We start from the raw sequence: 13,631 nt of genomic DNA, 5'->3' as shown, positions 1-13,631 counted from the left end.
GTACCAGACGATAGCGCACACGCGCGCAAAGCTTGGCGATCATACGCGGGTTCCATTGCCGCACGCGCGATATTACCACGGATTTTTTCGGCAAGCTTGCGGCGTTGAGGCGAGGTGCCAGTTGCCAAGGCTCGTCATACCCGCGAAGGCGGTTATCCAGTGCGCCGCGCCTTCTCGGCTCAATCACGAACGTCTCTGGAATACCTGGATCGCCTGCGGGCCTGTCATCAGTCGCGCATTCGCGCGACTTCGTTGGCGGGCGATGACAGCGAGGGCGCGCTGTGAGATCAGGCCAACTGGTCGATCCGCGTCCCCTGACCCGGCGGCAGGGGAGCCACTAGCGTCGGCTTCGGCGTGCGGGTGCCGTCGGCGGCCGCGCCGTTCTGAACGTCGAGGGTCTTATCGGGTGCCTTGAACACGGGGGCTTCGGGCGCCTTGACTACCACCATTGCGGGGACAGCAGAGACATTCATCGGAAGCATCCTATTGGTTGCCTCCGACACTGGCCGGGCTGAACGAACGATTGGTGAATACGGCGCGGCAATCCCGCATCGATGTCGTCAATTCCGCCCAATGGTGAACGGACGGCTCGCGGAATCGTTCAAATGCGATGGATCGGGAGATTGGCGCTATTCGTCCTTGCCGCGGGTCACCACGATCGAGGCCTCGGTCTTGGTGCGCGTGCATTCCATGTTGAGGCGGCGAAAGCGCATCGAAACTCTGTCGCCGCGGAAAATGCCCATGCGCTTGATGCAGCGCGAGGAGCCGGTCGCAACGTCCGGCTTCGGGATCGTGAAGATGATGGCGCCGGCCGATGCGATCAGTTCGAAGAATTGCGGCTTCGGCTTGCGATCGGTCTTGGCGTAAAGCTCGTTGGAATAGTTGCGGCCGCGGCAGCCGAGCGACAGCTCCTTCGCCGCCGGATGCGTCAGATAGATCATATTGCCGGTGTTGACGCTGATCTTGAGGCCGTCGATCTGGTTCTTCAACTCCTTGGCGATATCCTCGCAACGGTCGGCGTGTGCCGGCGATGCAGCGGCCGTGGCGGCCAGCGCCAGCGCCGCGGCAAGCAAGGTTGATCGTCGAAGATGTGGTCCCAAAGCCATTATGAATGCCCCCATGCACCATTGAAGCCCGCGCGGATTTCCTGCAAGGAGCGCGCGCGGAAGTCAATCCGATCTTGCGAGTGTCAGAACCCGTAGAGGAAAATGCCGATCCCGAAGGCGATCACCGAGGCCACGCCATACAGCGTTGGAATGCTGACCAGCATGGTGGCCAGACCCAGCCGCTCGCCGCGTGCGGCAAGTGCGATGGCGCAGGCGGCCATCAGCGGAAACGCGATGATCCGGACCGGCGTCTCGAAGGCGGAGACCCCATGGAAATCCAAGCCGTGCCGCACCACCGAGGGCATGAAATTCAGCCAGGTCATGAGCCCGAGCGCGCCAAGCGCGAGGACGGCGTAACGCAGCCTTCCGGTGGTTGCAAACCCCAGCGCCGCCAGCGCCAGTACCGGATGGCTTGCAATGTACGTCTTGATGATCGCACCGCCGACTCCAGGGCCTGGAATTTGTGACATGTCGCCGAACAGGATCGGCGCGTGCGAGAGCCCGTCGAAAGCTTCGATCGCGGCGATTATGATCAGGAGCAAATAAAGCCCGAGCAGCCGTGGCGAGCGGGTCGGGGCAGGGGCTGCGTCGGGCACCGTGGTGGCGGACATTACAATCGCTGGTCTGTTCGGGGAAAAACGGAAATCTCGGGTTTGTCTGAAGATGACCCGCACTGGTTCAATCGCCGATTGGGCACGGCAATCGCCGGTTTCAGCCGCGTCTGGCTGGCAAGCAAAACCTTCCTTTTGGTCGAAAAATGCTTAGAACGGGTCTATCTCCGCGGTGCCGTTCCGGCCGCCGCCGGCTCCAACCCGAGATTTCGACATGAATGCCCCGACTGCTTTCCCTGACCAGAAGCCCGTGCCGCCCTACAAGCATACGCCGCTGTTTCCGCTGGGGCCCGACACCACGCCCTACAAGAAGATTTCGACCGAGGGCGTGCGGGTCGAGAAGGTGCTCGGCAAGGACATGCTGGTGGTGTCACGTGACGCGTTGCGGGCGCTATCGGAAGCCGCCTTCGGCGACATCAACCACTATCTGCGGCCGGGCCATCTCAGGCAGCTCCGCGCGATCCTGGAAGACAAGGAGGCCAGCGACAACGACAAGTTTGTCGCCTTCGACTTCCTGAAGAACGCCAACATTGCCGCCGGCGGCGTGCTGCCGATGTGCCAGGATACCGGCACCGCGATCATCATGGGCAAGAAGGGCTGCAACGTCATCACCGACGGCGACGACGAGGCGGCGCTCTCGGAGGGCGCGCGCGACGCCTATTTGCGCCGTAACCTGCGTTATTCGCAGGTGGCGCCGCTGTCGATGTACGAGGAAAAGAACACCGCCAACAACATGCCGGCGCAGTGCGAGATCTACGCCGAAGGTGACGACGCCTACAAGTTCATGTTCATGGCCAAGGGCGGCGGCTCCGCCAACAAGAGCTTTCTGTTCCAGGCGACGCCCTCGGTGTTGACCAAAGACCGCCTGCTGGCGTTCCTGAAGGAGAAGGTGCTGACCCTCGGCACCGCGGCGTGCCCGCCATATCATCTGGCCATCGTCATCGGCGGCACCTCGGCCGAGTTGTGCATGAAGACGGTGAAGCTCGCATCCGCCCGTTATCTCGACGCACTGCCGACCCACGGCTCGGCCGACGGCAACGCGTTTCGCGATCTCGAGATGGAGCAGGAAATCCTCAAGATGACGCAATCGCTTGGCGTCGGCGCGCAGTTCGGCGGCAAGTACTTCTGCCACGACGTGCGCGTGATCCGGATGCCGCGTCACGGCGCCTCACTCCCGATCGGGCTCGGCGTGTCCTGCTCGGCGGACCGCCAGGTGCTCGGCAAGATCACCAAGGACGGCGTCTATCTCGAAGAGCTCGAGCATAATCCGGCGCAATATCTGCCGGCGGTCGAGCAGTCGCTTGGCGGCGAGGTCGTCAAGATCGACCTCGACAAGCCGATGAAGGAAATCCTGGCGACGCTGTCGAAATATCCGATCAAGACGCGCGTCTCGATGACCGGCACCATGATCGTGGCGCGCGATTCCGCCCACGCCAAATTGCGCGAGCGGCTGGAGAAGGGCGAGCCGCTGCCGGATTATTTCAAGAACCACCCGGTGTATTACGCCGGTCCCGCCAAGACGCCGGATGGTTACGCCTCCGGCGCGTTCGGCCCGACCACTGCGGGGCGCATGGATTCCTTCGTCGACCAGTTCCAGGCGGCCGGCGGATCGATGGTGATGGTCGCCAAGGGCAACCGCGCGGTTGCGGTGCGCGAGGCCTGCAAGAAGCATGGCGGCTTCTATCTCGGCTCGATTGGCGGTGCGGCGGCGAACCTCGCCGAGCACTGCATCAAGAAAGTCGAGGTCGTCGAATATCCCGAACTAGGCATGGAAGCGATCTGGCGCATCGAAGTGGTGGATTTCCCGGCCTTCATCATCATCGACGACAAGGGCAACGACTTCTTCAAGGAATTGAATCTGGGGTGAGGGCGCTCGGCCTCGACGGATTCTGCAAGGGTTGGGTCGCCGTTTCGTTGGCCGACGGCCAGCGCAAGATTAGCTTCCATTGCGACATTGCCGATGCGCTATCTGCTCCATTCGACCGGATAGCGATCGACATCCCAATCGGCATGGGCGACGATGGCCGACGAGGCTGCGATTTGTTGGCTCGCGAGAAATTGCGACCGCATACTTGCCGTGTCTTTGACGGAGCGCGGCGGTGGCTGTGGGAAGAATTCGATCACCCGGACAGAGCGAATGATGAGGCGCTGCGGCGTGGACAGAAGCGGGTGTCTCGCCAGCTCTGGCATCTCGGCTCCAAGATCATGCAGGTCGATGCCTTTGTCCGCGCAAATCGATCTCTCGACATTCGTGAAACCCATCCCGAACTTGTGTTTCAGCGACTGAACGGCGGTGAACCGCTGCAGTCAAAGAAATCCGAAGCTGGAATCCTGTTGCGCCAAAAGCTACTGAAGCGGGAAGGCTTCGAAGATATCGAACGGTGGCTTACGCACATCCGCATAGGTATTGGCGCGAAGGCGGATGATGTCTTGGACGCCTGTGCTGCAGCTCTCGCCGCGCATGACCCTTCGGGCAGCGTTCCCGAGGGATCGCCGCCCTTTGATGCGCACGGCTTGCCCATGCAGATTTGGTTCTAAGCGATGCGGGACTCAGGCCCGCGAACCCGTGAACGGGAAGCTGCCCATCGGGCCGATGCCCATTTCGCCGGACATGCTGTCGCCGGAAACCTTGCCGGTGAAGGCAAGGGTCAGCGGCATCGGATTGGTGATGGAGATCTTCCAGGCGACGTCGTCGCCGTTAACGGTGCCGTCAAAGATTTCACCGGAATTGCCGTCCGCGCCTTGCGTGCCCGTCAGCGTGCTGCCCGTGCTCTTCAGCGACAGCGTCGCCTTGCGCTCGCCCATCGGCGTGCTCATGGTGATATTCCAGTTTCCGTCCACGGCCATTGCTGTCTCTCCGATATTTTCCCGGCAAACCGGGATGGCTTGCGAGAACCGCTAAATTCGATTGGCGGTATAGCCTATCTCGCCGCACAAGCCCAACCGTCTCAAGCGTCGTTTTGACGCGCATTCCTTTAGGCGCGTTGGGCGGCAGCGCGAATGCGGCCGCCGACCAAGATACGAAACGCGATGTATTGAATTGCAAAGGCCGCAATCTTGGCGCCGACCAGCACGACGGTCACATAGAACGTCCACAGCTTCATGTCGCCGGTCATCGCGACGCCGATAGTGCCGGCGGCGAGTACGAAACACAGCACGGCCCAGGCATAGCCGGCGAAGGTGACATACTCGGGAATGGTCTGGGTTACGAGCGGAGGCATGTAGCGCAGCATCCAGCCACGCTTGAGCATGATGAGGCCGATCGCGAAATGTCCGATAGCAGGTTTCGCCAGCACGAAGCGCGGATCGTGGGTGAGGAGCGTCGCGCTGCCGAGCACGATGACAAGGGCGAGGCTGGCCCATGTCATGTAGCCGAGCTGCTTGCCCTTGATGCGAGAGTAGATCACCTGACCTATTGCGCCTGCGATCGCCACGCCGGTTGCCAGCAGGACGTTGTCGGTCGCGAGATAGATCGCGATGAAAACGATGGTGGAGAAAAAGTCGGCGCCCAGTCTGGCGAATACATCCCTCATCGTTTTGCTCTCTGCTGATCGTGTTGCGGTGGAAGTCGGGCTCAGTGGGTGCCGGGAAGGGCGTTCGCAGGCGGTGTACCATACTTCGCCTTGCGATATTGCGGATACCATGTCGTGAAGTAGGCGGCACTGTTGCGGGCGGCGAACGCGATCACAAGTCCTGACCAGATCGGCAAGCCCGGCACGTAGATCGTCAGCACGTTGCCGATGATCATCAGCACAAACGCGGCATTCCAGGCCCAGGTGATCAGATAGACCGCCTTCAGAAAGCCGGGCTGCCTGACCGTGTCGGCATCCACCTCCTCAAGCGCATATTGCAGGACAAACGGCTTGCGGATGATCAGCGAGACCAGCGAGATTGCGAGCACGCCAGCGTCGACGATCAGCTTGACGGCTGAATGGCTGAGGCTCGGATCGACCAATGCGACGTAGGCCCCGAGTGCGGTGAACATGACCGCAGAGCCCGCGCCAAGCAGCTTGATCGCGCGGCCGCGATAGACGTCGATGCTGATGATGGCAAGACAGATCGCTGCCGCTGCGAAGAGGCTGATCTCGGCCGACGTCACCAACATCAGCAGGGCGAACGAGCCAAAGGGGGCGAGGATCAGAAAGATGGTCATGATAGCCTCTCGGACTAATCTTTACAGCGTAAAGATAGCCTAAGGCTGTGTATCGGCTTCGTCAAGACAAATCTTTACAGTGTCAAAATCAGATGAGTGTAGTTAAATCGGCTTATGGATCAATGTGTTGATGCTGAAGCTCATGCTTCACAGCGTCATTCCGGGGCGATGCGCCAGCATCGAACCGTGGCGGCGTCTGAGAATTCCGAAATTCCGGGCCTGGTCCTTCGGACCATCCCGGAATGACGAGGCTACATAACGGTTCTATTCCGCGCCGACCCAGTTGCCGTGAAAACCGTCGGGCACGCGGTGGCCGAGATGCACCAGCGCGACAGGCCCGGCTTCGACGTCCTGCGCATTGAACACCGCGAGGTCGCTGCGGTTCTCCCGCGTGCGCCAGACGGCGGCAAGCAACCAGCCATCGCCTTCGGCGGCGTCCGGCTCGCGCTCCACGAACACCGGTTCGGAAATCGTGTCGCCGGCGGGCAGGAGGTAATGGCCGAGACGCTTGCCGTTGCCGTCGACATGGACAATGCCGGACAACGCGCCAAACATCGGCAGATCGGGATTAGCACAGGCGTACCAGCCATGTCTGCTCGCCTGTCCCGCGCGGCGGTCATCGATGCGCGGAAATTCGCCGGTGAGATCGTCGAGATAGGTTTGCGTGAAGCGGTCGGTATTGCCTGCAAGGTCAAAGGTCCAGCGGCAGTACCGGGCGCGCGATTTCTGCGGATCGGTTTTCGAGCCGTCGGGATGAGTGAACAGCGGCGCTTCCTCGAACTGCATCACGTCGGCAATGATACGATTGCCTTCCTCCCAAGCGTTCATGACGTGGAAGACGTAACAGCTCTCGGCGCGGAACCAGACGAGATCCTTCGTCGAGCCGTTGCGCTTCATGAGGCCGACATACGCGCCTTTCTCTGGCTCCCAGGCGTACGGCGCTTTGCCGCGCATCGCCCGCTCCATGCTGCCGGTGATGGGCAGGATCGGAAACAACAGGTGATTTTCGGTGACGATGAAGTCGTGCACCATGCTGGCATAGGGCGCTTCGAAGCGATCGAACCGCGTCACGACGCCGGAAGCGTTGACCGATCCGAAGGAGATGGCGGGGGTGAGGGGACCTGCGGCGTTGTAGCCGAAGAACACCATCTCGCCGGTCACGGGATCGATCTTGGGGTGCGCGGTGAAGGGCCCTTTGATGGCGCCATTGTAGTCGCAATAGCCTGTTCGCTTGAGGGTGCCGGGCTCGATCTCGGTCGGCAGGTGGCCTTCCTCCAGCGCCAAGAGCTTGCCGGCATGGAAGATGATGTTGGTGTTGGCGACGCCGCCATCGTCGGTAGTGCCGGCCGGCGCGCCCGGCAGCTTGCGGCCGAAGCCGCCGAACAATGCGCGGCCGGCGTCATGCTCGGCCAGCCATTTCGGGGTGCGGACCCAGCGGTTGCGATAGCTGGCGCGGCCATTCTCCAGATGAAAGGCGTGCAGCATGCCGTCGCCGACAAACCAGTGGGCGCCGGGCGCGTCGAATTGCGGATTGGGGCCGTTGCGATAGAGCGTGCCGTTGAGCTCGCGCGGCAACTCGCCGGTCACCTTGAGATGCGGCGCGTCGCACTCCATCGGGATCGGGGCCAGATTGGGCTGCGCCAACTCGGTTGTCACTTGGTCAGCCATCTCACGTCTCCTCCGGTTCTATCTTTACATCGTAAAGATATTGGTAGGGATGCGAGAGCCGAGCGTCAAGCAAAATCTTTACAGTGTAAAAATTGTGGCTATAAGAGTCGCATGACAAGAACTTCCAGAGAAACCAGAGTGAACCGTTCAGCCGCGAGGCACAGGTCGGCAAGAGCCGTGACCGAAAGGCCGGCCACGCGCCGCCGTCATCCCGCGGGCGAGACCCCCTATCATCACGGCGATCTCCACGACGCCTTGCTGGCCGCAGCCGAGCGGGTGCTGGAGCGCGACGGACTGCCTGGCCTGACGCTGCGCGCGGTGGCGCGCGAGGCCGGCGTTTCGCATGCCGCGCCCACCCATCATTTCGGCGATCTCGCCGGACTACTGAGCGAACTCGCAGCCATCGGATTTCGAAGGTTCAATGAGGCGATGATCGCGGCGGGCAACACGGAAACGCACCCGCTGATGAAGTCGATGGCGCGCGCCAAGGCCTATGTCGCCTATGCGCAGGCGCGCCCCGGCATGTACGGGCTGATGTTCCGCACCGAGCGGCTCGACATGACACGGCCCTCGCTGCACGAGGCGGCGACCGCCTCGTTTGAAGGACTGGCGAGTGCGATCGGCGCCAGCCGCAACGAAAAGCTGACCGGCGACGCGCTGGAGGCGCTGTCGCTCGATCAGGCCGCCGCGATCGCGCGCGCCTGGTCGCTGGTGCACGGCTTCACCTCGCTGCTGCTCGATGGAAGGTTGAAGGACATCCTGCACCGGTTGCCCGAAGGTACCAGCGTCGAACAGCTCCTGGATGCGATGCTCAGATCAACCGTGGCCCGACCGCAGGGGACTTGATGCCGCGCTGCCGGCGCCTGGTCCATAACGGGCAGGGCGGCGACGCGCATTTCTCGCGATACATGGCGCCGAAAAGCCAAGGCCCGCAGCGGTGAGATCGACCGGCCGCAAGGGCCCAAATATGGACCGCTTGCGACCGCGATGCTTCAGGGCTTTACATACGACCAGCCCTTCTCCTGCAATTGCATCACGCGCACGACGCCGGACTTAACGACTTGCGCCTGTGGAACGATTGGAATGTCCTTGCCCTCGGCCTTGCGCATGTTTTCCTGGGTATTGGCGCAGGCTTTAAATGAGATTTCCGGCGTGCTCAATGCGAGCACCTCTAGTCGCGCCTTCACCGGCGACGTGTCGTTGCGCAGCATGTGCAGGCCAGGGCCGAAAGTGACGACTTCGATAGACACTTTCTCGCCGAGGTCCTTGTAGTATTGCGCGACGTTCGCCGCATTATTGAGTGCGAGATTCATCATTGCGGGTTCGTTGGTGTTTACCTGCAAGATAAGATTGTGCAACTTCTTGTCAGCAACAACCTGTTTCCGCGCTGTCGTTTGCTTCGTCGGCGCTGCTGGCGCGGCGGCGAGCCGTGCCCTCATTGGCTTCTTCGCCGGTGCCGCCGCCAATGGCGGTGCGGCGATCTGCGCCCTCATCGGATCCTTCGCGGGCTCCGCCGCCGATGGCGTTGCGAGGATGAACAGCGCTACGACGCCCATCGCCGCTCTAACAAAATTTTCAAATTTAATCATCACTCATCTCCCTTGAACGTTTTCCTGTCCAATGCTCCTTAATTGCGCGGCGTGGCAATGGCTTGCGGCCATTTGCATGCCGCGGCCAGCTTGTCTCGCACCACCTTCAATCCGCCGATCGAAAAATTCCCCTCGCGGGCAATGCCGGTTCGGGGAGAAAGGCGAACGGCGACCTCGCCCTCCTCGGGGAGCGACTGCAACAAGCGCACGACATCGCCCTTGAATGCGACGCCCGTTCCAAACGATGGTGAACCTGCCACCGTTTGCACCGGCTGGTCGCCATTGACGCGATAGGACATCTCGTAATCTTCGCCGCGGCCAGCGATGGCCGTGCCGGTGACCACAAGTTCAGTGCGGCCGTTGCGACAGTAGATAGAGAGCCGCATCGCGGCGCCTTCCGCGGCGTCAAGGGATGATGTGATGGCCACGACGAACGGCCTATAGTCCACGGGCGATGTGGTCTCACTGATCGTCCAGTTGCCGAGCGGCGACGCCGGGCCCGCTGGGGGTGCCATGCTGCGCGACAGCCGGTCCAGACATTTCAGCCGCTCCGCGCGCTCCATCAGGGAACAGCCGCGAAGTTGCGCGAGCGGATCGCTCGTGCTTTGTGCGAGGGCGCTTCCGCTCGCCAGCTCGAGCGCGACAAACAAGGGGATCGCAGCGGTCCTCATTGCGACGCCTGCTTTCCACGCGCCTGACGATCCAGCCATGCCTGCGCCGCCGGGGCGCGGGCTAAGCCGGGTACCGTCGCAGCAAGATTGATCGATTTCCATTTCGGGTCGAAGCCGGTTGCCTGCAGCCTGTCGATCCGGGAAAACAGGTAGTCGACAAAGCGTGCGACGCGCTGGTAGCGATTCGATTGGATAGGCCAATTGAAGGCAACAAGAACCGTCGGCACTGCGATTGTCGACACGCGTTCGCCTTGCTTAATCAGATTGGGATATTCGCTCGGCTCCAGCACTGCAGGAAGATAGTAATCCTCGAATTTGCTCTCGTAAGCGACCGGAAGGAACTTGAAGCCAGGCTCCCAGCGCCCACGCAGGAAAGCGTCAACCGGCTTCGAAGTGATGAAAACGACGGCGGCCATTTCGCCCTTGCGCATCTGCTCCAGCGCGACCTGGTGCGGGATGAAGGTTTTTTCGACGTCGACGCCGAGGCGGCTGAAGATCAACGGGCCCGAATAGGCCGCGGCGGTGCCCAGCGTGTTGAAGTTCACTTTTTTGCCGGCAAGGTCCTGTAGGCTCGCAATCTCCGGCCGAACGAAGATATGCAGTTCCGACGGGAAGAGGTTGAGAAGCGAGACGACGCGATGCTGAACCTCAGGCGCCTGAAGCTTGTACTCTTCGAGCGCGTCGGAATTAATGATCGCCATGTCGACGCCACGCAGATGGAGCAACGCATTCATATTTTCGGTGGCGCCTCGGGTCACGATGGGCAGCACAAGCATGTTCGGCCCGTCATCGACGACGCGGGCGATCTCGGCAGCAAGGCGAATAGGTGCGCCCTCCAGCAGGCCGCCGGCCAGGCCGACCGTCCAGGCATTCATTCTTTCTTTTTTTTGCGTCTCGAGCGCTGGACCGCTTCGCGGCGGGCGTGCGGGCTGCGCCTTTGCACCGACTTCGGCAAACTGAAGTGCCAGCATCACCGGCGCCAATATGCTGAGCATGAGTAATAAGCGTGATTTAAAAAAGGTATTCATCTGCAAACTCCTCTTCTAATCCGGCTCTCGACGCGCCATCGCCTCCGGCAAAGCCCGATGCTGAGAACGTAATCGTCTCACTGAGACAGCGCGTTCAATCGATTCTTGGCCTCCTCAATTCCGCCAGCAAAAGCCTTTGCGTAATGTTCGCGCGCTTTTGCCGCTTCGCCGCGCGTACCGAATGTCCCCCATGTGGAAAGAATGGCCGGATCATACGTCTCCGCGAGCATGAAGCTCGCCTGAGCACTGCCTGTCTCGACGGCCCGCTCGAGTACGATCCGCGCCGCACCGATATTTCCCTGAGCAACCAGCGCACTGGCGCGCGCCATTAGCCGCGCAGCTTCCGGATTGCCTTGCGCGCCTGCGGCCGCCGGTTGCGCTGGAGCGGCGGCCTCTACAGTTTGGGTTGCCTGGGTAATCCGGCTATTCGCAGCAGGGGCGACCGCAGCGTGCGCCTCAATCGCGCGCTGCGCTATTGTGAGTTTGCGGGACAGTACTTTGTTTTTGTCGCGCTCTTGCTCGAGCTCCGCGGTTGTCCTCTCCGCAGTCTGTCTGAATTTCACCGCGTCATCGCGCGCCTTGGTCAGTAGCGTCGCATTGGCCTCGATTTCGCGGCGCGCCGCTGCGAGCTCGCGCGATAGAGACTCGGCGCTGCCATTCTTTTTCTGCAGCTCAGCCGTTGTACCTTCAGCAGTCCGCTTGAACTGCGCCGCATCGTCGCGCGCCTTGGTCAGGAGCGCTGCGTTTGCCTCGATTTCGCGGCGCGCCATCGCCAGTTCGTGCGACAGCACCTTGGCACCGTCACGCTCTTCCTGCAGCTCCGCGGTCGCTGTTTCTGCAGTCTGCCTGAATTTCGTCGAATCGTCACGCGCCTTGTCCAGCAACGCTGCATTGGCTTCTATTTCGCGGTGCGCCATCGCGAGTTCGCGCGAAAGGACCTCGGCGCCGTCGCGCGCTTTCTGCTGCTCCTCAGTCGTCCGTTCCGCAGTCTGCTTGGCCAGCAGCGCCTCGATTTCGCGGCGCGCCGCCGCGAGCTCACGCGATAAGGATTCGGCGCCATCGCGCTCTTTCTGCAGGTCCGCCGCCGCCGTTTCCGCCGTCTTTCTGAATTGCGCTGCGTCTTCGCGGGCCTTGGTCAGTAGCGCTGCGTTTGCCTCGATTTCGCGGCGCGCCGCCGCGAGTTCGTGCGACAGGGTTGCGGCACCGTCGCGCTCGTTCTGTAGGTCCGACGTCGCCGCTTCCGCCGTTTTCTTGAACTGCGTCGCATCGTCGCGCACTTTGGCTAGCAGCGCGGCGTTTTGCTCGATGTCGCGGCGCGCCACTGCTAGTTCGCGCGACAGGGTTGCGGCACCGTCGCGCTCTTTCTGCAGCTCCGCCGCCGCCGTCTCCGCCGTCTTTTTCAATTGCGCAGCATCGTCGCGCGCCTTGGTCAGTTGCGCTGCGTTTTCCTCGATTTCGCGGCGCACCGCCGCGAGTTCGTGCGACAGAGTTGCGGCACCGTCGCGCTCCTTCTGCAGGTCCGACGTCGCCGTTTCCGCCGTTTTCTTGAACTGCGTCGCATCGTCGCGCACCTTGGTCAGTAGCGCTGCGTTTTCCTCGATTTCGCGGCGCGCCGCCGCGAGTTCGCGCGACAGAGTTGCGGCACCGTCGCGCTCCTTCTGCAGGTCCGACGTCGCCGTTTCCGCCGTTTTCTTGAACTGCGTCGCATCGTCGCGCACCTTGGTCAGTAGCGCTGCGTTTTCCTCGATTTCGCGGCGCGCCGCCGCGAGTTCGCGCGACAGGGTTGCGGCACCATCGCGCTCTTTCTGCAGCTCCGCCGCCGCCGTCTCCGCCGTCTGCTTGAACTGCGCCGCATCGTCGCGCTGCTTGGTCAGCAGTGCTGCCTTTGCCTGGCGCGCCATCGTAAGTTCGTGCGATAGAAGCTCGGCGCTGCCGCGCTCCTTCTGCAGCTCCGCCGTTGCCCTCTCCGCAGCCCGCTTGAACTGCGCCGCGTCGTCGCGCGCCTTGGTCAGCAGCGCTGCGTTCGCCTCGATTTCGCGCCTCGCCGCCGCGAGCTCGCTCGCCAGCACGGCTCCGCGAGCGCGCTCCTCTTGAAGCGCTTGGCGTTGTTGCTCCATGCTTGCCGCCCGGTCATGTTGTGCGGTGGCGACCTCCAGTGCAAGAGCCGTGGTTTTTTCGCGCTCCTGTTCGAGCGATTGTGCGGAATTCGCAGCCGGCGAGCGCATTTGCTCGATCGCGCTGCGTGTCTCGGGAGCCTCAGTCGCCAGGATTTCCGGACGCAGCGCCTTCTGCGTCCTCGTCTGCGCTCCGTGGTCGATCTGCCCAAACAGATCGGTCTTCGGCGGATCCTGGCTCACCAAGCGGGTCTCTTGCTCAGCGAGCTGCTTGCCGATCGCGCCGACAGCAAGGGTTTCCTGCTGACCGGCGTCTCGCATCACCCAGGTAGCGACCTCGGCGCGAAAATACAGGCCGGTTAGCGCCGCCGCAACGAGCGCCGTGGTGATGGAGGAAGCCGCAAATCGCCGCCGCGCACGGCCGGCGTGAGAGGAGGTAGCCGGTCGTTGGAGATACGGATTATGTAGCAGCGGAGACCAATGCGTCGGCTTGATCTTGCTTGGTTCCCCGTTTTCACTGATCCATTCGCCCGCCTCGATCGACCAGCGAGCGACATCAAAAGTTCCACTCGCATCATCCTCGAGGATGATGGTCTCTTGGTTCCGGGGTGCGCTCTCGATCGTTTGGCGCATAAAAACGCCTACTCTGATGGAACTATTTTTCCGACAGATTACCGGACTATCACTTCTC

The 13,631-nt window shown here is 62.0% G+C and carries 14 protein-coding genes; 3 read left to right on the top strand and 11 right to left on the bottom strand.

Annotated features, from left to right (window positions below; translation table 11 throughout):
* Positions 1–287 precede the first annotated feature (287 nt).
* The 3 genes from HCN50_RS01605 to HCN50_RS01595 all read right to left on the bottom strand — a co-directional run bounded on the left by HCN50_RS01605 (position 288) and on the right by HCN50_RS01595 (position 1,717).
* Positions 288–473: a hypothetical protein gene (locus HCN50_RS01605; protein ID WP_171707855.1), complete on the bottom strand. Its 186-nt coding sequence runs from the start codon at positions 471–473 to the stop codon at positions 288–290.
* 156 nt (positions 474–629) lie between these two features.
* Positions 630–1,106 (bottom strand): hypothetical protein, encoded by a 477-nt coding sequence (locus tag HCN50_RS01600; protein WP_171707854.1) that lies wholly within the window; start codon positions 1,104–1,106, stop codon positions 630–632.
* A gap of 83 nt (positions 1,107–1,189) precedes the next feature.
* Entirely contained in the window at positions 1,190–1,717 is a 528-nt protein-coding gene (locus HCN50_RS01595) for a hypothetical protein (RefSeq protein ID WP_171707853.1), read from the bottom strand.
* A 214-nt stretch (positions 1,718–1,931) separates the two neighbouring features.
* Between HCN50_RS01595 and HCN50_RS01590 the strand changes: the two genes are divergently transcribed.
* Entirely contained in the window at positions 1,932–3,584 is a 1,653-nt protein-coding gene (locus HCN50_RS01590; RefSeq protein WP_171707852.1) for a fumarate hydratase, read from the top strand.
* On the top strand, positions 3,581–4,255 hold the full coding sequence (locus HCN50_RS01585) for a DUF429 domain-containing protein (RefSeq protein WP_171707851.1): 675 nt from the start codon (positions 3,581–3,583) through the stop codon (positions 4,253–4,255). Before HCN50_RS01590 ends, HCN50_RS01585 begins: the two co-directional genes overlap by 4 nt.
* Positions 4,256–4,267: 12 nt before the next feature.
* Here HCN50_RS01585 and HCN50_RS01580 read toward each other — a convergent pair whose 3' ends face one another.
* The 4 genes from HCN50_RS01580 to HCN50_RS01565 all read right to left on the bottom strand — a co-directional run bounded on the left by HCN50_RS01580 (position 4,268) and on the right by HCN50_RS01565 (position 7,538).
* On the bottom strand, positions 4,268–4,564 hold the full coding sequence (locus HCN50_RS01580; protein ID WP_171707850.1) for a hypothetical protein: 297 nt from the start codon (positions 4,562–4,564) through the stop codon (positions 4,268–4,270).
* 128 nt (positions 4,565–4,692) lie between these two features.
* Positions 4,693–5,250 carry an inner membrane-spanning protein YciB gene (locus HCN50_RS01575; protein ID WP_171707849.1) on the bottom strand — a complete coding sequence of 186 codons (558 nt, stop codon included), beginning with the start codon at positions 5,248–5,250 and terminating at the stop codon, positions 4,693–4,695.
* A gap of 41 nt (positions 5,251–5,291) precedes the next feature.
* On the bottom strand, positions 5,292–5,870 hold the full coding sequence (locus HCN50_RS01570) for a hypothetical protein (RefSeq protein WP_171707848.1): 579 nt from the start codon (positions 5,868–5,870) through the stop codon (positions 5,292–5,294).
* Between the two features lie 264 nt (positions 5,871–6,134).
* Positions 6,135–7,538: a carotenoid oxygenase family protein gene (locus HCN50_RS01565; protein ID WP_171707847.1), complete on the bottom strand. Its 1,404-nt coding sequence runs from the start codon at positions 7,536–7,538 to the stop codon at positions 6,135–6,137.
* Positions 7,539–7,649: 111 nt separating this feature from the next.
* On the opposite strand from HCN50_RS01565, the gene HCN50_RS01560 reads away from it, so the two are divergent.
* On the top strand, positions 7,650–8,384 hold the full coding sequence (locus tag HCN50_RS01560) for a TetR/AcrR family transcriptional regulator (protein ID WP_171707846.1): 735 nt from the start codon (positions 7,650–7,652) through the stop codon (positions 8,382–8,384).
* Between the two features lie 146 nt (positions 8,385–8,530).
* On the opposite strand, the gene HCN50_RS01555 is transcribed toward HCN50_RS01560, so the two are convergent.
* The 4 genes from HCN50_RS01555 to HCN50_RS01540 all read right to left on the bottom strand — a co-directional run bounded on the left by HCN50_RS01555 (position 8,531) and on the right by HCN50_RS01540 (position 13,573).
* A complete protein-coding gene (locus HCN50_RS01555; RefSeq protein WP_171707845.1) occupies positions 8,531–9,127 on the bottom strand; it encodes a DsrE family protein in 597 nt (198 codons plus the stop codon).
* A gap of 38 nt (positions 9,128–9,165) precedes the next feature.
* Positions 9,166–9,777 carry a hypothetical protein gene (locus tag HCN50_RS01550; RefSeq protein ID WP_235976700.1) on the bottom strand — a complete coding sequence of 204 codons (612 nt, stop codon included), beginning with the start codon at positions 9,775–9,777 and terminating at the stop codon, positions 9,166–9,168.
* A gap of 17 nt (positions 9,778–9,794) precedes the next feature.
* Positions 9,795–10,826, bottom strand: coding sequence for a TAXI family TRAP transporter solute-binding subunit (locus tag HCN50_RS01545; RefSeq protein WP_235976699.1), 1,032 nt, complete (start codon positions 10,824–10,826; stop codon positions 9,795–9,797).
* A gap of 77 nt (positions 10,827–10,903) precedes the next feature.
* Complete coding sequence (locus tag HCN50_RS01540; RefSeq protein WP_171707843.1) at positions 10,904–13,573, bottom strand: coiled-coil domain-containing protein; 2,670 nt, start codon at positions 13,571–13,573, stop codon at positions 10,904–10,906.
* Between the last annotated feature and the right edge of the window lie 58 nt (positions 13,574–13,631).

Origin of the sequence: Bradyrhizobium archetypum, from assembly GCF_013114835.1 — a bacterium.
GTDB lineage: Bacteria > Pseudomonadota > Alphaproteobacteria > Rhizobiales > Xanthobacteraceae > Bradyrhizobium > Bradyrhizobium archetypum.
This window is presented reverse-complemented; position numbering and strand designations above follow the sequence as displayed.

Bases quoted from the DNA above. Each gene is read 5' to 3' on its own strand.
- HCN50_RS01555 (WP_171707845.1), bottom strand. From the start codon at position 9,127: ATGATTAAATTTGAAAATTTTGTTAGAGCGGCGATGGGCGTCGTAGCG.
- HCN50_RS01560 (WP_171707846.1), top strand. From the start codon at position 7,650: ATGACAAGAACTTCCAGAGAAACCAGAGTGAACCGTTCAGCCGCGAGG.
- HCN50_RS01605 (WP_171707855.1), bottom strand. From the start codon at position 473: ATGAATGTCTCTGCTGTCCCCGCAATGGTGGTAGTCAAGGCGCCCGAA.
- HCN50_RS01600 (WP_171707854.1), bottom strand. From the start codon at position 1,106: ATGGCTTTGGGACCACATCTTCGACGATCAACCTTGCTTGCCGCGGCG.
- HCN50_RS01565 (WP_171707847.1), bottom strand. From the start codon at position 7,538: ATGGCTGACCAAGTGACAACCGAGTTGGCGCAGCCCAATCTGGCCCCG.
- HCN50_RS01540 (WP_171707843.1), bottom strand. From the start codon at position 13,573: ATGCGCCAAACGATCGAGAGCGCACCCCGGAACCAAGAGACCATCATC.
- HCN50_RS01545 (WP_235976699.1), bottom strand. From the start codon at position 10,826: ATGAATACCTTTTTTAAATCACGCTTATTACTCATGCTCAGCATATTG.
- HCN50_RS01570 (WP_171707848.1), bottom strand. From the start codon at position 5,870: ATGACCATCTTTCTGATCCTCGCCCCCTTTGGCTCGTTCGCCCTGCTG.
- HCN50_RS01575 (WP_171707849.1), bottom strand. From the start codon at position 5,250: ATGAGGGATGTATTCGCCAGACTGGGCGCCGACTTTTTCTCCACCATC.
- HCN50_RS01590 (WP_171707852.1), top strand. From the start codon at position 1,932: ATGAATGCCCCGACTGCTTTCCCTGACCAGAAGCCCGTGCCGCCCTAC.
- HCN50_RS01595 (WP_171707853.1), bottom strand. From the start codon at position 1,717: ATGTCCGCCACCACGGTGCCCGACGCAGCCCCTGCCCCGACCCGCTCG.
- HCN50_RS01580 (WP_171707850.1), bottom strand. From the start codon at position 4,564: ATGGCCGTGGACGGAAACTGGAATATCACCATGAGCACGCCGATGGGC.